The organism is Sphingorhabdus lutea, from assembly GCF_001889025.1.
Lineage (GTDB): Bacteria > Pseudomonadota > Alphaproteobacteria > Sphingomonadales > Sphingomonadaceae > Sphingorhabdus_B > Sphingorhabdus_B lutea.
In genome coordinates, this window is record NZ_CP018154.1 from 649188 (window position 1) to 667500 (window position 18313).

The following is an 18313-nucleotide window of genomic DNA, read 5'->3' on the forward strand; positions in this document are numbered from 1 at the left end:
CATCATGGCAATATTTGTCATTTTATTGATCCTGTTCATGCCGATGCGCGCGGCCATCGGGATGATTTCTGGCGATAATAATTTACTGCGCGCGCAAAATATCAACGGCCCTATTTGGTCGGGGCAAATTTCCAATGTTGAAATTGCCGGTTTTTCAATGGGGCAAATAAATGCAGGACTTTTACCCTTGCCATTATTTATGGGCAGGGGGGAGTTGGCATTTTCGTCTGATAAAGAAAATAACAAGGCCATGATAGAGGGGGTTATTTTTGGTGGATTGGGCGGCAATGGAATTAAAAACCTTAACGGAGAGGCCCAGTTACAGGGTAAAATTGGCAAATTATTAGGCGGCAATGTAATATTTAATAATTTTAATGTTCATTTCAAAAATGATATTTGTTCATCGGCCAAGGGCGAGGTGAAATTATTGTTAAATGGCGGGATATTATCATCATTAGACATAAATGAAGGAATGACCGCACAGGCCAGCTGCGACGGCGCGGACCTATCCTTATCTTTTATCAGCTTTTCTGAACAAGAAATGGTGAAATTGCGGGTGAATCAGGCGGGAAAATATAATGCAAATATCATTATTTTAACCGACGATCCGGCGATGATGGCGGGACTTGGCCTATTGGGCTTTACCCCATATCAGGCGGGCATGATACGCCGCGAAACAGGCCAATTTTAACATATGTATTTTGCGTTATTTTCCATGGCAAATGCCGATGATTTTATGTTCAAAATATATGCGCTGCATCCAATATCCCTTGCCATTATGGGCGCGATTTTTGGCGCGATTATGGGCAGCTTTATAGGGGCGTTGGTCACACGCTGGCCGCGCGCCATTTCTTTATCATCCGGGCGATCGCAATGCGATGCATGCCAATATAAATTGAGGGTTGCGGATTTAATCCCGATTTTTTCGGTATTATTGTTAAGGGGTAAATGCCGCCATTGCGGAAATAAAATTGACCCTATTCATCAAATTTCGGAAATGTCGGCCATGATCATTGGCGGATTATCTTTTATGACATTGCCAATATTTGATGCTTTTTGGTTCGCTCTTTTTGCATGGATATTATTACCGCTTATCATATTGGATGCCCGTCATTTATGGCTGCCCAATTTGTTGATACTCATCCTTGCCATTGCAGGGATGATAAGGTTATTTTTCCTAGGCGATACACATTTTATATTGGTGAATATCTTATTTGCCGCGGCCTCCTTTGCGATATTGGAGGGGATAAGAATGGCATATAAGATAATATATGGCCGTCATGGTATGGGCGGCGGCGATCCCAAATTAATTGGCGCGATTATGCTGTGGCTGCCCATGCTTTATTTGCCCTATTTATTATTTTTATCCAGCGGTCTGGGTATATTATGGGCCATTTATGCCAACAGGTCAGATGTAAAAAATAAGGGCGCAAAAGCGGTTATTTTGCATATCCCCTTTGGCAGTTTTCTGGCGGCTGCCGCAATTTTTCTGCTCTATATCTATAATATTGGCTATTAACGTATATATGGATTACCCTATTGCGGCATGTTGATTGCAGGACGGCACAAGGAATATTATCTAATATAGGGGAAATTATATGGTGCTGCTGGGGAGGATTGAACTCCCGACCTCGTCATTACCAAAGCAAGGGACTGATTTCGATAACGCGAGGATTTGTAAGAGATTGAACGGTAATCGAGCCGAAACTTTATCCACGACCCATGCGATACCCAGATTGTAGCGAGTTTCGGATTTGCGCTTTTCCTACTGAAAGTGCTTTGGGTAGGAAAAAATCAAAAATGCGACCTGCGCTATACCTGCGGGCATTTGATTTGCCGTGCAACCAAGCGGCGTGATATTTTTTATAGATCATAATGTCAAAACCAGAAACGCACGCCTATCACGTAATTTGTAACGCTGGCATCTTCACCATCAGCTCGGGCAAAATCCTTGCTCCCGCCTAATTTCCATTCCTGTTCTACACCGATATAAGGCGCAAATTCGCGTTCGATCTCGTACCGCAGACGTAGGCCCAATTCTGCACTATCGATACCGGATCCAATGTCTAGTTCAGCAATATCCTGCGCAGAAAAATTCATTTCTGCGCGTGGTTGTAGAATCAGCCTGTCGGTGATTCGTTGGTCATATTCAGCCTCAATGCGTCCGGTAAGATCGCCCTTGTCAGACAAAAATGCAGCAGCATCAACCTCGAGCATATAAGGGACGAGGCCTTGGACACCGACTACGCCATAGGTGCGGTCAGGCCCGGTAAAATCTTGTCGTATACCAACTTGCAAGTCAAAAAACGGAGCGATAGCGCGGCTGTATAGCGCCTGAATTTCAGCCTGTTCTGCGCTTTCACCGAATGATCCTTCGCCCTCACTCTTGAACCAGAACTTATCAAGATCGCCGCCATAATAACCCTGCACGTCCCATAGATATCCGTCACCGCCTTCTCGGGCACGATATTCCAGTCTGTCGCCCTGGAACCAGAATATCTGCATATCGCCATGTTCTTCGTAAAGCGCCTTGCGTGATGGCCGCATCGCCTCTGCGCCCCAAATGGCATCGGCGGCTCTTGCAGGCCCGCTGGTTGAGTTTGGCGGTCGTGCGGGCGAGGCCGCAGCTTTGGGCGCAGAATGTTCCAGCGTGCTGTGGTCCATTTGGCTATGATCCATCTTGCTATGATCCATAACGCTATGGTCAATCGCAGGAGGAGCAGGCTTTGTCTCTTCGGCTTGGTGCGCGGAGTGATCACCATGCTGGCTATGATCCTGCGCCGACAAAGGTGCGGATGCGGTCGAGGCCGCCGCTAAGAATAGACAAATTTTGTGCATCATGCGTCCTTTGGGAAAGCGACGCTAACGGTCTGCATCATGCCCGCATGCATATGATACAGCAGATGACAATGAAAAGCCCAGTCACCCGGCTCGTCGGTCGTCACATCAAACGTGGCGCTGCTGCCGGGTTGAACAATGACCGTGTGCTTTTTTGGCTGATGATGGCCTTGGCCATTCACCACTTCAAAAAACATCCCGTGCAAATGAATGGGGTGCGCCATCATCGTGTTATTGACCAGTTTCACCCGTACGCGCTCATCATATGCAAAGCGGATTGGCTCATCTCCAACGGCGCTGAATTTTTTGCCGTCAAATGACCACATATAGCGCTCCATATTTCCAGTGAGATGCAGTTCCATCTCCCGGTCCGGTTTGCGCTTCCCATGATCCATTTCTAGCGACTTGAGCATTCGATAATTGAGAACACGGTGCGGGACTTTATCAAGGCCAAGGCCAGGATAACCGGTGCGATCCGGCGCATTCATGGCAACCATATCAATGCCAGGGCCGACCTTCACGTCAGCAGGCAGTTTCGACGTATCGCGCATGTTCATGCCGGACATGTCCATTTGCATCTCTGGCTTGCCGGTGTCTGCAACAGGCATTGGGTCGCCCATTGCACCATGACCCATTTTGGAATGGTCCATGGTTGAATGGTCCATCGTGCCATGATCCATTTTAGGAGCGGCGTCTTTGCCATGTGCACTATGGTCCATCGCGCCCATGTCGCCGTGATCCATATTCCCGTGATCCATATTCCCGTGATCCATGCCCATATCGGCCATTGTGAGCAGCGGAGCGTCGCGCAGAGCCGGAAAACCCGCCTTCATTCCGGGTTGAGATGTCAATGACGCTTGCGCCATTCCGGACCGGTCCATTGCCTCTGCCGCAATCGCAAATGCCCCTGGCTTGTCTGGGGTGACGACTACATCATAGGTTTCAGCAACGCCGATCTGCAGTTCGTCCACTTCAACGGGCTGCACGTTCAAACCATCAGCTTGCACGACAGTCATTGGCAAGCCTGGCAATCGGATATTGAAGAATGTCATGGCGCTGCCATTGATGATGCGCAGCCGAACCCGTTCACTGGGCTTGAACGGGAGCTCAAGGCCATCTTCAGGGCCGTGGCCATTGATCAGGTAAGTATAAGTAGGTGCAGAAACGTCGGAAATGTCGGTCGGCATCATCCGCATTCGCCCCCACATCAGGCGCTCTTGTGCGCTCATCGCGTATTCGTCTGTTGCAGATGTCTTATTGCGGTTGAAATATCCTTCGCCGCTCTTCAGCTTTTTCATGATCGTGTGCGGGTGCATCGGCGTAAATTCGCTCAGCAATATGATATGCTCGCGGTCATATTCGACTGGATCCGGCCCGGCAGGGTCAACGATAATCGGGCCATAATGTCCAGCCTGTTCCTGCAATCCGCTGTGACTGTGCCACCAATATGTTCCCGATTGACGCGGGGTCAGTGGAACCTGGAAATGACCATCGGGCTTGATACCGGGAAAGCTGATGCCAGGAACGCCATCAAACTGGAACGGCAACAATATGCCGTGCCAATGAATGGAGCTGTCCTCATCCAGCATATTGTGAATATTCAGGAGCGTTTTCTGACCCTCCTTCAACCTTATCAGAGGGCCGGGAACAGTGCCGTTCACTGCAATAGCGTGACCAGAGCGCCGCCCGGTTGCAAAATGGCCGCTGCCGATATGCAGATCGATTTTTGAGCCGGACAGTTCATCCATGCCATTACGGATATGTGCTGCCATCGCCCCTTTTGACCAAGCGGGCATCGAAATTGCAGATGCCCCAGCCAATGCTGCCATGCTGCCGATTAAGCCGCGACGGGAAACTGTTATATTGCTTTTTGTCATAGACGGGTTTATATACCCCCTATAGGTATTTGGCAAGAGGTTCAGGCGATGGCCGGAAAAAGCTCAGAAAAGAAAATCAACCGGCTCAAACGCATTGAGGGCCAAGTGCGCGGGATATCGCGGATGGTTGAGGAAGATCGGTACTGCATCGACATCCTCCATCAAATTCAGGCCGTTCGTGCCGCCATAACCAAGGTTGAGAGCGAGGTTTTGAAGGACCATGCTGCCTGCTGCGTTGCCGAGGCCATCGCGAGCGGTGATGCCGATGAGCAGCGTGAAAAGTTTAGCGAGCTAGTAGATCTATTTGAAAAAGCGAAGCGCTGACCCTCATAGTTTCGAGGTTGCCGCACCTATACCCCCAGACAGTATCAGGATTTGAGGAGGATTTTTCATGGGAAAATATACACGATTTCTGGTAATGATATCGGTGTCGACAGCGGTGATGTTCGGCCTGATGTATTTGAACACTTACGCTCTGGAGCATATTTTTTATAGCGAAACGCGAACATGGATGGCGCTGTACATGGGAGCTGCGATGGCCGTTGTCATGCTGCTTTTCATGCTCGGTATGTATGGTGAAAAAAAGAAAAACACGATGATTTTGGGCGGTGCGGCGGTCATTTTTGCAGGGTCGCTTTATCTTGTCCGCTCGCAAGACACGATTTCGGATCAGGCGTGGCAGAAGGCGATGATCCCGCACCACTCCATCGCCATTCTGACCAGTGAGCGTGCGAATATCGAAGATCAACGAGTTCGCGAGCTTGCCGACAAAATCATCAAGGCCCAACGCCGTGAAATCAAAGAGATGAAGTGGCTGATTGATGATATCCGGAAGAACGGAAAGGCCACAACGGCAGCACAAGCAAATGCGCGCCCTGTTCCCGAATTTGAAGGCGAGCTTTAATGGCTAAAACCGCAAAATTATATCGCATGGTGATGGACCAGCATATTTGTCCTTATGGTCTGAAGTCGAAATATCTGCTGGAGAGAGAGGGTTTCAAGGTCGAGGACCATCACCTGACCACGCGCGAAGAAACCGATGCGTTTAAGGAACAGCATGATGTAAAAACCACGCCGCAGACATTTATCGACGGAAAGCGGATTGGCGGACATGACGATCTGCGTATCTATCTGGGTAAGGACAAACCCGAAGAGCAGCAGAGCGACATGAGTTACCAGCCGGTAATTGCTTTGTTCGCTATGATGTTCCTGATGGCACTGGGCGCAGCGTTCGTTGCCACCGGCAATATCCTGTCTGTGCTCACCGCCGAATGGTTTGTGGCGTTCAGCATGTGCGGGCTCGCCTATTTGAAGCTGCGCGATGTGGAAAGTTTTTCCAGCATGTTTCTGAACTATGACCTGCTCGCAAAACGCTGGGTGCCTTATGCCTATCTCTATCCGTTTGGCGAGGGGCTGGCGGGGCTTTTGATGATCGCAGGCGTTGCCATGTGGCTCGCGATACCGGTTGCGCTGTTTATCGGAACGATTGGCGGCATATCGGTATTCTATGCGGTCTATGTCCAGAAACGCGAGCTGAAATGCGCCTGCGTTGGCGGGGACAGCAATGTGCCCTTGGGCTTTATCTCGCTCACCGAGAATATCTTCATGGTCGGCATGGCGATATGGATGCTTGTTAAGATGACCGGGATCTAATTCACAAAAAATAAAAATATGCCCGGACCGAACCACTCCACCCATGCAGGGTAAAATGCTCCGATCCGGGCAGTTGATAGTTTAAGCGTCTTTCGACCAATTCACATCCAACTTAGCCGCTCCCGCTTCCGCAGCTGCCATGAGGGTATCATTGGCGAGATGCGAGTAGCGGGTTGTGCTGTTGATGCTGACATGACCGATCATCTTGCCGACCGTGTAAAGGTCGATACCGGCATTTATCATGAAACTGGCCGCGCTGTGCCGTAGATCATGAATGTGCAGGTCTTCCAGTCCAGCCAGCTTTCGTGCTTCCTGCCACGCTTTCTTGATATCCACATAGGGTTTCAAGGTTTGCGGATTGGGAAGCAGGTAAGGACAGCCATCAAACTTCGGTAACTGCTTGATGATATCCACAGCGGGCTGTGACAACGGCACATGGCGACCTCGTCCGTTCTTGGTCATAGGAAGCTTCCAGGATCGCTGTTCCAGATCAATGTGCCGCCATTCCGCATTGAGCAACTCTGACTTGCGTGCGCCGGTCAACAGCAACAGGCCTACAATGTGCTTAAGCTGCGGGTTGGATGAACACTCGCAGGCCAGCCGGAGCCGTTCCGCTTCTTCGCTCGTCAGGTAACGCTCCCGTGCATTGTTGAACTTGGCACGAGGAATGTCTTTGACCGGATTATGATCAAAAAGGTTCCACTGCATCGCCAGCGCGAATGACCGGCTGAACATCGTGCGTATCTTTTCAACGCTTGCGGGCGCTAAACCGTCCTTGCGTTTATCAGACAGCCACATTGCCACGTCCTGCTGTTTTATCTCGTCCAGCCGTTTGTTGCCCCAGCGCGGGATGACATGGTTCTCGATGATGCGCCGCGTGCTGTCATAGCTGCGCTGATAGGTCGAAGCATGGTCAAGATGCTGAACAGCCAGCTCTGAATACAGCGGGATGGCTTTCTTTTCGGCTTTTGCACCGGCTGGATCGCCGCCAAGCACGGCTTCGCTACGTAAATGTTGAGCACGTTTCTTCGCTTGCTCAAAGGTGATCTCGCCATAAGCCGCAATCTTGATCTGGCGCTGGCGACCGTTCTGGTCATGATACCGCTGGTAGTAAGTCTTGCCGCCGGTCGCACGGCATTCAAGTATGAAGCCGGGAATGGCTTCGGAGTAGTAGTCGGTTTTCTTCTTGCCGTCTTCGCATTGAGCGGTGAGACAGAAGGCGGCGTCCAATTTTGCTTTGGGCATGGGTAGTCCTTTCGTGTTTGTGGTGGAAAATCTGCCGCACAGGGCAGCGTTTGAGTGCTGGGGATGGGGGAGGGGGTACCAGCCGCGTTTCGCGCCCTAGCGCAGACCCAGCCGCAATTTCGCGAAATTCGGTGGGAAGGTAGCGGCTGGCATCTCTAATGCAGGGGTAACTGGAATGCTGGGAAACTGGCATTCTGGAAACCTGCTGTTACCGCCTAGCCTTCTGCTGGCTCCGCTTCAGGCTTTTCATGCAGGGAATAGACGTGAGCACCTCGCCCTCGCACGTCAAAATCCCATAGATGTTCTTCGGGATTTGGGCCTGAATGCTTAACTAAGACATCCAAGATAGTATTGCGGCTGGCTTTCGTAGCTTTGTTCACGGTAGCAACAATCTTCATCTTCTTGTCGTTTTTATGCTTTATGGCTGCTCTGATATTATCGATTATATCCTGCTCTTGCATATCTATTTGCACTTCGATGTCGCCAAACTCGGGATCACTTTCAATGACAGACAGCAGCCGTTGTTCATAGGACAGCCCAAATTCAGAACTGAACTTGAAATGAGTTTCTTCTACGTTGTCGCCTCTGCGTTTCTCATTTGTGGCTTTGATGAATTTCTCATGCTTTTTAGCTCCGTTGAGGCATTCGAGCATATAGATTGTGTCAAAATCTTCCATCAAATCGCTTGTGCCAGCATGAACAGGCTTTCCCTTTGCGTTCAGGTTTTTATTGGTATGTGCCAAGCCGAGAACAGTCCCACCCTTCAATGAGATTTGCCTTGTCAGATCTCCAAATTCCTTTGATTCCTTTTTGCTCATTAGGTCAAAAAATTTCTTGACCGTATCTATGATTATTAGGGTTCCTTTTGCTGTTCCGTTATTAGCCATCAAGCGCATAGCTTCGGTAAGCTTTTTGGCTGTGAATTTTTTAAATCCTGGCGTTAATGTGTGGACACCGAGGTCATCCAGTAACCTTGTCTTCTGAGCCATTCCAGAGGCACTGTCGTCAGCATTTATGTAGAAGACTTTGTTTCCCTCTATTCTCCTGTCACTAATTGCTTTCATTGTGAGCGATAAAGCCAATAGGGTTTTGCCGGTATTCGGAGCTGCATACCAGATCGAGGTCTGCCCCTTGAGACATAAATCCCCCAATAACGGAACCTGCTGTTGAGCTTGCTCAGCGAGCTTATTCCCCTCTCCGATTAGGGAGTGATCCTCAAGTGGGTTTCTCTGAGCGTTGCAGCTTTCCAGTTTTCCAGTTTCCCCGGCGTTATCGCTAGGAGTCGGGGTTACAGTCTCCTCAGGTTTTGGCTTGATGTTAATTTTCAGAGCTTTAGCATCTATTGGCGCTGCGGTTTTATCTGCCACGCCGGTTGTCGTTTCATTGTTCATTAAATTTCTCAGTCTCTAAATTAAGAATTGTAAGGGGGCGGAGGAAACTTTCCCCCCGCCCGCGAATAAAATTGGTGATTACCAGCTATGTGAGAGGTAATAATACGGCCCGACTAACGGGCCTCTGCAGGAATGCCAGAGATCACCATTATGCTTTCCAAGTAGATCAGATACTCGCTGTTCCAGGTCGTAACCTCCGACCTCTTGATGGACGGCGTCGGTAATGAATTCGAAGTAATTGATACCTTCTGCCATCAGAAACTTGAGATAATCAATAAGGCTATCTTGGCCGACTTTCACTAAAAGCTGACGTTCTGCTTTATACTCGGCAAGTGCGGCGGTTGCTTTGGGGCCAAGGTTCGCGAGCACTTTCGTATTTAGCTTGTTTTTATTCGCTTCAGAAAGCTGTTCAGCCAATTCTTTGCGAGTATCGAGAGGGTATGCTTGAAGCTTAATATTGGTAGTCATTTTTATTTTCCAGTGTGTTCACTGGCCGCCAACCAGCAATCAAAAACGTTCCTTTTGCTGGCGAGGCAAAAGGTCGAATTGACAACGTCTTGATTGTTTGAAGGCGTAAGAAGGCCTCGACGCAAATGTGGCGTTGTTCAGTTCGAACTAACGCCCTCATTGCACTTGCGGAGGGCTACTTGGCGGTGGTCAACATTCTGCCATTTGCCAAGCACCGCCGAGATAACATCGTATTTTTGATTTTCAAGTCACATTTGAAAAAATTTTCAATATGCAACGTGAACTTTGAGTTTTATTGCCCCGTTATTCATCTGATTTTCGCCCTTTGGCAAAAGGCCCTAGGACAATAACCGCTGTCATTAGAAGCAATCCAGCCAACGGATATTGATTGAAGGCCTGCAACAGCGCCAAAGCACAGATGACAGTGAGCGTTTGCCGAGGGGCTCGCACCAATGCGACTAACAGCCCGACTGCTAGAAACGCCAAGAAGGCCGCCAAGGCTATCCTAAGCGTGACAAGCGCGAAGCTCAGGACGATAAGCCAGAGCAATAGCCGCATCATGCCCCTGCCGCCAAGCCGCAGGCGTGTGAGCGTATACAGCCAGATTTGATGCTGTTTCGCGGAACGTCGGCTCGATATTGCGGCAGAGAGGTGATTTCTTCACCAGGTGGCTCTATTCTCCTTACATTGGCTGTTGCGTCAGCATCTTTGCCGCTCGTTTGCAGGACGTGTCGGACGTAAAGCGGATGTTTGTGCGATATGGTTTTGATGTAATTCATTTGAGTTTCCTTTCAGGCATAAAAAAAGCGCCCATGAAGGACGCTGCTGCCGATATTCTTGAAGTGAGATTGCTGGTTCAGGCTTTGGTATATTCCCGGCACATGGCCAGCAGATCGCTGTCGGTATCTGGATGGTTTTCAACAAATACATTTATGCCGAAGCCATCGTCGCTGATGATGAAGACAAATTCATACCAGCCGTCATGCGCTTCAATCCATTCCCAGGAGGGCGTGAAATCAGGTTGGCCATAGCACGCGCCATCGACCATGTTCTGCAGCAATGACCAGCCGAGTTCGTGCTCTGCTTCCGCTGCTGTATCTCCCGGCTGGATAACGAGAAAGTGGGAGAGATCGCTTAGATCAATCCCATCCCATTCGGTCAGCTGGTTTTGGCGCAGGGACAGCAGGTGTTTAAGGGTATTGTCGGCAAGCAGCCGTATTGTGCTGTTCATTGCAGCGGATGTTCGTAGTGAAATCATTGTGTGTATTCCTTTCGGGCATAAAAAAAGCCCCCGGAATTTCTTCCGAGGGCGATGAACTGAGGCGGGGCTCTCCCTATCTCATATAAGATACTCAATTTCGCGCGTTGACAAACTAGCCTTCATATTGCTCACGTCTGCTATAGCCCGAGAGTAGAAATTAGCATTTGAATTGCTGAATGACACAAATTGGGCGGGAAGCGGACATTGGGACGGATGACTTCTAATGGCAGCTACATCCGGAAAGCAGATATCGGCTTGATCTTGGTTCTGAGTTAGGATTATGGTCGATGAAAAGTTGATCTTTATTCCCAAGATGTTTGCCTCTGCTGCTTGTGCGGCAGTTATATTCATATGGTCCTAAAGCGTATTCTTTTGACCAAGTTAGCTTGCCTCACTATGTTTGCGGTATGTTGGTCGAAAGAAATGAATTTTGAGCGATCTTTTTGAAAATACACCTCTTACATATGACCCTCGATTTTTAGAGGATCATGCCGGTTCGATCATCAAAGACCCCACTACGGCTCTTGTGGAGTTGGTCGCCAACGCATGGGACGCCTATGCAACCCGAGTGGACATTACATGGCCCTCAACCGAACAAGCATTCGAGATCAAAGATAACGGCTTGGGAATGACAGAAGAGCAATTGAACGCTCGTTGGAAGCGATTCAACTATAACCGTGTCAATGAGTTAGGCGAATATACAGACCCACCAGAAGACTTGGAGGGGTATCGCAAACGCCGGGCATTTGGCCGCAATGGAAAGGGGAGGTTTGCAGCCTTCTGTTTTTCATCCCCGTTCCAAGTTGAAATTGGCAAGGAGGGCATAAAGTGCTCGTTCAGGATGAAAAGGACACCGCTCAAACCGTCGCCGTTTCACATTAAAAAACTGGCAGAAGAAAAATCAACTTGGCGTGGCTTCAAGATCATCGGTGAAGAAATTCAGCCCGCCGGGATGAGCGCTGATATGGCGCGGTCTGTTCTTAGCACAAGGTTTTTAACGAACCCAGAGTTTGAAGTTTTCGTTGAAGGTAAGAAGGTCACATTTGAAGATATTCCATCCCACGGGGTAGAAACTATCCAAGTCCAGATTGATGCAGCAACAACAGTCGAAATGGTTGTTATCGACAGTGAGAAAACGGATCGATCAACCAAACAGCACGGTATTGCGTGGTGGGTAACAGATCGGCTTGTGGGAGCCTGTGACTGGAAGAATTTTGAAGACCAATCAGTACTTGATGGACGGCGTGAAGAGGCAAAGCGTTATACGTTCATTTTAAAAGCAGATCACCTAAAACCAGACGTTTTGGCCGATTGGTCTGGCTTCAAACAAGACAGTGAGAGCTGGAACCAAACCCGCAAAGCCTGTGAAGATGCTGTTCGGTCAAAACTGTTTGAGCTGACTGCGGCAAAAAGAGCTGAGACCAAAAATCAATGGTTGGAAAATCATTCGAGCCTACAGCATACGTTACCAAAGCGCAGCCAAGAACGCCTTTCTACTGCGCTCGATAATATAATGGAAAAGTGTCCTAGCCTTGGTCCAAACCAAGTTCAGCAGGTCATGGATGTACTGGCGAGTATGGAACATGCCGAAAGCCAGTATGCCTTGTTGGCCAAGATGCAAAATATGTCACCGGATGACTTCGACAACTGGAATGATATCTTAGATCGCTGGACTACGGAACTCGCCAAAGAAGCGTTGGATGAAGTTGAGAAGCGATTGCGAATACTAGCTGAATTATCAAACAAAACAGCAGACAAAACGACAGACGAAGTGCAAGATCTCCAGCCACTCTTTGAACGAAGCTTGTGGATTTTCGGCCCGCAGTTTGAGAGCATTGAGTTCACTTCAAACAAAGGGATCACAACAGTGATCCGCGAACTGTTTGGTGTTCAGGAGAAGGCCGAGACAATCCGTCCTGATTTTGTGGTTTTGCCGGATAGTTCGATTGGATTCTATTCGCGGCCCAACTATGATGACGAAGGTGATCAAAATGGCTGTGCTGTCCTCTCAATAGTTGAACTGAAAAAACCCGGTGTTCCGCTTGGCTCTAAGGAGAAAGACCAAGTTTGGAAATATGTGAAAGCACTTGAGCAACGTGGATACATCAGCCGTTATACCAAAGTTTTTGGCCACGTTTTGGGGGATCAAATCGCGGCAGGTGAAGATGAGCCGCGCAAAGAATGGTCAGATTCTGTAGTTATTAAGCCATGGCTCTATACAAACTTTATTGCGCAAGGTGAAAAGCGTATGTTCCAGCTTAGAGACAAGCTTGCTGAGGCTCCATTTATGCAAGAATATTTGACAAGCAAACCGCTTGAAAAGCGGACAGTAGCGCCGCTACAAGGTGATTTATTAAACGGCGGGGGATGACCTATCCGCGATCGTTAGCGCTGTAATTTGGCTGGATGGCGCATCAGGAAAACTATGCGCCGTTGAGAGAGATTCTTCGTGGCGCTCTCCCAGCCCAATAACAAAAGCATATACTCGTGCAGAGACTTATAACAAAAACCGGAAACTTAGCGCCTGCTCTGCTGGAGACAAGGCTGTGACCGTTTTTGCGCCCAAAGCAGACATTGAGCCGGATAACATGAACGCCCGTAATTGGGGCGGAAGCCAACGGGCAGCTTTTGTATTTCTACTGTCCGCTTTTGCGCCCGTAGCGGACACAAGCCCGTGTTTCTAGCCAAAGCACCACCCACGCCATACCCAAGCGCGCATCCACGTTTAAGCACTTCCCGTAGGAAACAGTTTCACACTAAGCTGAAGGAATGGTGCTGCTAGAGAGAATTGAACTCTCGACCTCGTCATTACCAATGACGCGCTCTACCACTGAGCTACAGCAGCTGACCATAAAGACATAAAGTCAAGCGCGCCTATGCCGATATGCTTGCTATATTGTCAAGATAAGATAGTTGATTGAAGCAAATAAATTGAATATTTTTTCAAAAAGAGGATGAAATGCCGCAAAATGACACAAAAAACAGCAAGGCAGAGGATAAAGCGAAGCGTCTTGGCGAGGCGTTGAGAGAGAATCTGCGCCGTCGTAAGTCGCAAGCACGCGATTTAAAGCCAGAAAAAAAGGGTGAATCGGATTCGCAATCGCAATAAAATGCGTTTGAGCGAATAATGTGGATTAAATATCCGTTTTAATTAGCCAATCATGAAATAAACGCACCACGCGTTTACGCATATCGCGGTGGCGGCATACAAACCAATAGCTATAGGGGCTTTGAATCTCAAAATTAAATAATCGGGTGAGGCGCGGATCACGGGCATCGGAAAAATGGCTGCCATGCATAATCGCAACGCCAAGGCCGTTGGCCGCCGCCTCCAACATTAATGGGCCGCTATCCATATGGTCGATGGAGGCGGGGCGCAAATTGGGCACATTAACCTCTGCGCACCATGCCTTAAATATTTCGGGCATTTCGCTATGCACTAATATAGTTTGGCCCGTCAGATCCTCTGGCCTTTCAAGCTTATGTTCCGCTGCCAATGTGCGCGATGCGATGGCATAGACCATATTTTGGTCCAATCGCACGCTGTAAAGTGAGGGATCAACCTTATCCGTGATAATAATTGCCGCATCAATGACATCACCCAATAATTTTTCTGCATGCGCCGATGTGTCGACATCAATATGCAATTTGGGATAAATTCGCCGCAATTCGGGTAATTTTGGGATAAGCCGCTGTGACCCGAAAAGGGGCAATACCCCTAATCTTAAACGGAAATTATTACCATCAGATGCCAAATCCTCCACCGCCTCTGCCATCGCGTCCAATGCCGGTGATACCGCGTCCAGCAAAATTTTGCCATCGGCGTTTAAAATCATGGATTGCGATTTACGGTCGAATAAAGGCTTACCGACAAAATCCTCTAACGCCTTTAAACGGCGGCTTAATGCGGGTGCAGATAATGCAAGTTCATTGGCCGCCGCCTTTGCAGAGCCCATGCGTGCCACACGGACAAATGCTTCTAATGAACGGAGGGGGGGGAGGCGGCGCATTATGTAAATCCATGTAAATATAAGAAGAATCGCCATATACAAAACATTGATGATATGAATGATTCGTGATTAAACAGCGACATTATGCGTGAATTGCAAAATGTGCAACTCACTATTTTCTTTTCGCAATTGCACAAATTCTGACCCTATGCGACTAGGGCGCTGCCTTTAGAGGCATCCTCTCCTAAATACTCTATATATGGGCTGCGACATAAGTTGCGGCCCTTTTTTTTGCGATTTAATGGGGCCAAAATGACGGCAGAGGCCGCACAGCTATATGCCCAGACATATAAATTAAAATATTGCACTTGTTTAATCTATAAATAACTGTAACGGATAAGAAAATTACAGATATTTGGGGGATTATTTTATATGGATAAAAAGCCAGAAGTGCCATTTCAGGCTGCATTGCCCGCAATTGTGGTCACAATCGCTGCGGTCATTCAGACTGTGGTTGCTTTAACAACTTTGAATCAGACCAATTTGATTATTGCCATTGGCTGCAGCGTCGTATCGATATTTTTATGGAAAAAGCATTTTGATAAATCAAAGGCAGAAAAATAATGGATAATGGGCAAAAGCAGAATAACAAACCTTTAATCGTGGCTGCACTTTTTGGTATTCCGGGGCTTCTTATCACCTTGATTGGGCCGTTTAAGGGCATGGGTGATGCGATTAAGCCGGGTTTGGGTGATTTATTAAATGGCGGCATTGGCATGACATTGTTGATATTGGCCGCCGTCGCGGCCGTCGCGGCCAAAAAACGCAGCAATTAATCCAATTTGCGCCATCCCCATAATAAAAGGAAGATTAAGCCGCTTAACATTAAAGCAAAGCTGGCCGGTTCATAATAATTATATAATGCCACGCCAATGGCCGGCGCCGCAATATATGCCGCGCCATTGATGGAGGCGACTTTGCCGGCAATGTCGCCTTGATAACTGCGATCCACGGCCAATGATGCACCGGCGGTAAATCCCGGACGGGTCAGGCCAAATCCCAAAGATGAAATGGCGTAGCCAAGGCTGATTGTCGAAAAATCACGGCCTATTGCGATGATTAAAATACCGATTATGGCCGCGATTGATCCCCAACGAACACAGACTGAGGGACTTAACGACAAAAGCGGGATAAGCCCCCATTGCGACAAAAGCGTGGCAATGGCGCCAATAAACATCACCGATCCAATCATGGAAACTGCCATTGCGGGCTGATCATATAAATGCAGCCGATCGCGCACCAAAAATCCGATAACGCCCAATAAAATTGCCTGTGCATGGCCGACGACAAGACCGGATAACAGCCATTTGAAAATTTTGCTGTCGCGTAAATTTAATGGGGCTCTATCGGTGCTTTGCCCGTTGTCATTCTCATCAATGTCACCATCGGGCGCATTATTAACTGACGCCGAACTGGGGTAACTGGCCACTGCACCGCGTGCGGCAAATTTTGGCGTGTCATTGGGCAAGCGTAATTTTAACGCAGCCCACACCGCAATACCAAATGCGCCAAACATGAATAATGGGCCGGCAAGGCCAAATGGTTCAAACACCAAATATGCCGCCACCGCCGGACCAATAACAGTGCCTAGCCCAAAGGAAGATGCAAGCAGCGCCATGGCTTTTGATCTTTCCTCTGCCTCGGTTCGGGCGGCAAGATATGCCTGAACCGCTGGGGGTGCGGCGGAACCAAATCCGCCATATAGGCTGCGGAACAGGGCGAATATGATAAATGTGAGCCCCGCGCCAATCCACCCATGCAGGCCAAGCCACAGGCTGACCCCGCATAGCAGCATGGAGGATATAAAGCCCCACATGCCCCAGCTCATCAATAATTTGCGGCCCCTTTTGTCCGACATACGCGCCCATTTTGGCGCGGTCCAAACCCATAAAAGCGCAGACCAGCTAAATGCCATGCTGACCCACACATCGGAAATTTTCAATGTGCTGGAAATGGCGGGTAATGTGGCCTGCATCGCGGTATTGCCTGCAGCCGCCACCATCATGACCAGAAATAAAATAACCAAACGGTCATTGGGTACGCTTCCAATTTTTGGTGCAATTTTGGGGGCGTTTTTTGGGCTGTTATTTTGAGGTTTTTGCATATTATTCATGCTCTTCATTGATAGTCATCATGTTATTTTGACCAGCTATAATCATGTTCAACAACACAAATTTGGATGGAATAGGATGAATAAAATTTATCGCGTCCCATTTCCCTAACCCTTGCATGTTCTTTATTATCCCGCCAATTTTTTGCGCTTTGCATATCGGACCAATAGCTGATGGCGATGCCAAAGTGATTATCAGCCCGCAGCGCCATAAAATGCAAATATCCTTTTTGGCGCGATGCCAAATCCTCCATCTGCCCTGCGGCCAATTGATATTCGTCTTCATATTCCGGCGTGCGAATTGATGAAAAAATCACCGCGACCGCGCCGCTTGGGATGGATGATGGATGTAGGGCAGGGAGATGTTCCATAATATTTACCTATGCCCCTATCACCATATAGGCAAGCGCCATTGGTCGGTCTATTTCGTTTTTTTAACGCTTGATGCTTGCAATATCCTTCATCATTTGCAAGGGCTTATATAGAGTGCAAAAAATATTGGATGATTATGACTTCCCCATCACATGGTTCTTCGGCTGCGACTTCTTTAGAAAAACGCGGTATTTTGGATAAAATTGGCGATAAACTGCAATCCTTGTCTGGTCCATGGGGGGTGTTTTTCAAGGGATTTTTGAAGCATCCGGTCATGGTGGGGTCAATCATTCCCTCGTCGGACCGTACGGTGAATAAAATGTTGGCGCCGGTTGATTGGGAAAATACCAAATTATTTGTCGAATATGGGCCGGGCATTGGCACATTTTGCCAGCCAGTATTGGATAGGTTGAAACCCGATGCGACATTGCTGGTCATTGATTTGAACCCAGACTTTATCGAATATTTGCAAAAAACAATTAAGGATAGCCGGTTTATCGCAGTCCATGGGTCAGCGGCCGATGTGAATGAGATTATAAAGGCTGCAGGGCATGACCATGCCGATTATATTTTATCCGGCCTGCCTTTTTCAACATTGCCCAATAATTTGGGGCCAATTATTGCAAAGGAAACGGCACGGGCCATTCGCACCGGCGGTGCTTTTCTGGTCTATCAATTTCGTGCAAAGGCGCGTGAGTTTATGGAGCCGCATTTCACCCATATTGATGATGGCTTTGAAATTTGGAATATTTTGCCCTGTCATTTATTTTGGGGCTGGAAAGATAAAGATAGCACAGAAGATTAAACCGCGTAATCACCCAGCATTTATTTAATCTTCATTCTTCATTCTTCATATCCGATATTTGGTCGGCATCATTGCGCCTTAACCGTGCCCATCGGGATAGGAATCCCGTTTTAATTTGGCCAATTTTAATTCGGCTGCCCAAAGTATAATCCACCACATTTACCAAAAAATATGCAAATGAGGAATGGATACGCGCCAAATAATTATGCCGCGATTTATGCATGCTTAGGGTGATTTCTTCGCTGTCCTTTATTTTATCTTCAATAAAGCTGCGCATAAAATC

At 48.2% G+C, this 18313-nt stretch carries 22 protein-coding genes and 1 tRNA gene (1 of these 23 running past the window's edge); 11 read left to right on the plus strand and 12 right to left on the minus strand.

What is annotated here, in order from left to right:
• The first annotated feature begins 4 nt into the window (after positions 1-4).
• Both gspN and LPB140_RS03185 read left to right on the plus strand, forming a co-directional pair.
• Complete coding sequence (gene gspN / locus LPB140_RS03180) at positions 5-691, plus strand: type II secretion system protein N (protein ID WP_198024156.1); 687 nt, start codon at positions 5-7, stop codon at positions 689-691.
• 24 nt (positions 692-715) lie between these two features.
• A complete protein-coding gene (locus tag LPB140_RS03185) occupies positions 716-1519 on the plus strand; it encodes a prepilin peptidase (protein ID WP_198024157.1) in 804 nt (267 codons plus the stop codon).
• A 359-nt stretch (positions 1520-1878) separates the two neighbouring features.
• Here LPB140_RS03185 and LPB140_RS03190 read toward each other — a convergent pair whose 3' ends face one another.
• Positions 1879-2547 (minus strand): copper resistance protein B, encoded by a 669-nt coding sequence (locus LPB140_RS03190; RefSeq protein WP_335682202.1) that lies wholly within the window; start codon positions 2545-2547, stop codon positions 1879-1881.
• Between LPB140_RS03190 and LPB140_RS12590 the strand changes: the two genes are divergently transcribed.
• Positions 2531-2674, plus strand: a complete 144-nt coding sequence (locus tag LPB140_RS12590) for a hypothetical protein (RefSeq protein WP_335682203.1) — start codon at positions 2531-2533, stop codon at positions 2672-2674. The two genes, LPB140_RS03190 and LPB140_RS12590, sit on opposite strands and share 17 nt — an antisense overlap.
• A gap of 163 nt (positions 2675-2837) precedes the next feature.
• Here LPB140_RS12590 and LPB140_RS03195 read toward each other — a convergent pair whose 3' ends face one another.
• Positions 2838-4715: a copper resistance system multicopper oxidase gene (locus tag LPB140_RS03195; RefSeq protein ID WP_072558634.1), complete on the minus strand. Its 1878-nt coding sequence runs from the start codon at positions 4713-4715 to the stop codon at positions 2838-2840.
• 48 nt (positions 4716-4763) lie between these two features.
• Here LPB140_RS03195 and LPB140_RS03200 point away from each other — a divergent pair, with 48 nt between their 5' ends.
• The 3 genes from LPB140_RS03200 (at position 4764) to LPB140_RS03210 (ending at position 6368) form a co-directional block, all read left to right on the plus strand.
• Positions 4764-5039: a metal-sensitive transcriptional regulator gene (locus LPB140_RS03200; RefSeq protein ID WP_072558635.1), complete on the plus strand. Its 276-nt coding sequence runs from the start codon at positions 4764-4766 to the stop codon at positions 5037-5039.
• 67 nt (positions 5040-5106) lie between these two features.
• Positions 5107-5619, plus strand: a complete 513-nt coding sequence (locus LPB140_RS03205) for a DUF305 domain-containing protein (protein WP_072558636.1) — start codon at positions 5107-5109, stop codon at positions 5617-5619.
• Entirely contained in the window at positions 5619-6368 is a 750-nt protein-coding gene (locus LPB140_RS03210; RefSeq protein ID WP_072558637.1) for a MauE/DoxX family redox-associated membrane protein, read from the plus strand. The genes LPB140_RS03205 and LPB140_RS03210 overlap by 1 nt, the downstream gene beginning before the upstream one ends.
• Before the next feature lie 81 nt (positions 6369-6449).
• Here the strand turns inward: LPB140_RS03210 and LPB140_RS03215 are convergent, their stop codons facing one another.
• The 5 genes from LPB140_RS03215 to LPB140_RS03235 form a co-directional block, all read right to left on the minus strand.
• Positions 6450-7613 carry a site-specific integrase gene (locus LPB140_RS03215; RefSeq protein WP_072558638.1) on the minus strand — a complete coding sequence of 388 codons (1164 nt, stop codon included), beginning with the start codon at positions 7611-7613 and terminating at the stop codon, positions 6450-6452.
• A gap of 215 nt (positions 7614-7828) precedes the next feature.
• Positions 7829-9004, minus strand: a complete 1176-nt coding sequence (locus LPB140_RS03220) for an AAA family ATPase (RefSeq protein ID WP_072558639.1) — start codon at positions 9002-9004, stop codon at positions 7829-7831.
• Positions 9005-9082: 78 nt separating this feature from the next.
• Positions 9083-9472 (minus strand): hypothetical protein, encoded by a 390-nt coding sequence (locus LPB140_RS03225; protein ID WP_072558640.1) that lies wholly within the window; start codon positions 9470-9472, stop codon positions 9083-9085.
• A 303-nt stretch (positions 9473-9775) separates the two neighbouring features.
• Entirely contained in the window at positions 9776-10033 is a 258-nt protein-coding gene (locus LPB140_RS03230; RefSeq protein ID WP_072558641.1) for a hypothetical protein, read from the minus strand.
• Between the two features lie 295 nt (positions 10034-10328).
• Positions 10329-10703, minus strand: a complete 375-nt coding sequence (locus tag LPB140_RS03235) for a hypothetical protein (protein WP_156874111.1) — start codon at positions 10701-10703, stop codon at positions 10329-10331.
• Between the two features lie 460 nt (positions 10704-11163).
• On the opposite strand from LPB140_RS03235, the gene LPB140_RS03245 reads away from it, so the two are divergent.
• Positions 11164-13104 (plus strand): ATP-binding protein, encoded by a 1941-nt coding sequence (locus LPB140_RS03245; protein ID WP_072558644.1) that lies wholly within the window; start codon positions 11164-11166, stop codon positions 13102-13104.
• Positions 13105-13503: 399 nt separating this feature from the next.
• Here the strand turns inward: LPB140_RS03245 and LPB140_RS03250 are convergent.
• Positions 13504-13578 (minus strand) — tRNA-Thr (locus LPB140_RS03250).
• A gap of 114 nt (positions 13579-13692) precedes the next feature.
• On the opposite strand from LPB140_RS03250, the gene LPB140_RS12430 reads away from it, so the two are divergent.
• Positions 13693-13842: a hypothetical protein gene (locus LPB140_RS12430; RefSeq protein WP_198024158.1), complete on the plus strand. Its 150-nt coding sequence runs from the start codon at positions 13693-13695 to the stop codon at positions 13840-13842.
• 25 nt (positions 13843-13867) lie between these two features.
• Here LPB140_RS12430 and LPB140_RS03255 read toward each other — a convergent pair whose 3' ends face one another.
• Positions 13868-14743 carry a LysR substrate-binding domain-containing protein gene (locus LPB140_RS03255; RefSeq protein WP_072558645.1) on the minus strand — a complete coding sequence of 292 codons (876 nt, stop codon included), beginning with the start codon at positions 14741-14743 and terminating at the stop codon, positions 13868-13870.
• A gap of 372 nt (positions 14744-15115) precedes the next feature.
• Here LPB140_RS03255 and LPB140_RS03260 point away from each other — a divergent pair, with 372 nt between their 5' ends.
• Both LPB140_RS03260 and LPB140_RS03265 read left to right on the plus strand, forming a co-directional pair.
• The gene (locus LPB140_RS03260) at positions 15116-15307 is read left to right on the plus strand and encodes a hypothetical protein (RefSeq protein WP_072558646.1); all 192 of its coding nucleotides are present in this window, start codon (positions 15116-15118) and stop codon (positions 15305-15307) included.
• A complete protein-coding gene (locus LPB140_RS03265) occupies positions 15307-15519 on the plus strand; it encodes a hypothetical protein (RefSeq protein ID WP_072558647.1) in 213 nt (70 codons plus the stop codon). The genes LPB140_RS03260 and LPB140_RS03265 overlap by 1 nt, the downstream gene beginning before the upstream one ends.
• Here LPB140_RS03265 and LPB140_RS03270 read toward each other — a convergent pair.
• Positions 15516-16856 (minus strand): MFS transporter, encoded by a 1341-nt coding sequence (locus tag LPB140_RS03270; RefSeq protein ID WP_083549909.1) that lies wholly within the window; start codon positions 16854-16856, stop codon positions 15516-15518. The two genes, LPB140_RS03265 and LPB140_RS03270, sit on opposite strands and share 4 nt — an antisense overlap.
• 23 nt (positions 16857-16879) lie before the next feature.
• Positions 16880-17224: an antibiotic biosynthesis monooxygenase family protein gene (locus LPB140_RS03275; protein ID WP_072558648.1), complete on the minus strand. Its 345-nt coding sequence runs from the start codon at positions 17222-17224 to the stop codon at positions 16880-16882.
• A gap of 137 nt (positions 17225-17361) precedes the next feature.
• On the opposite strand from LPB140_RS03275, the gene LPB140_RS03280 reads away from it, so the two are divergent.
• A complete protein-coding gene (locus LPB140_RS03280) occupies positions 17362-18030 on the plus strand; it encodes a class I SAM-dependent methyltransferase (protein ID WP_072560248.1) in 669 nt (222 codons plus the stop codon).
• A 31-nt stretch (positions 18031-18061) separates the two neighbouring features.
• On the opposite strand, the gene LPB140_RS03285 is transcribed toward LPB140_RS03280, so the two are convergent.
• Positions 18062-18313, minus strand: the 3' end of a protein-coding gene (locus LPB140_RS03285) for a phospholipase D-like domain-containing protein (RefSeq protein ID WP_198024159.1). 948 nt of this gene lie beyond the right edge of the window; only the last 252 of its 1200 coding nucleotides appear in the window; its start codon lies beyond the right edge, outside the window; it ends in the stop codon at positions 18062-18064.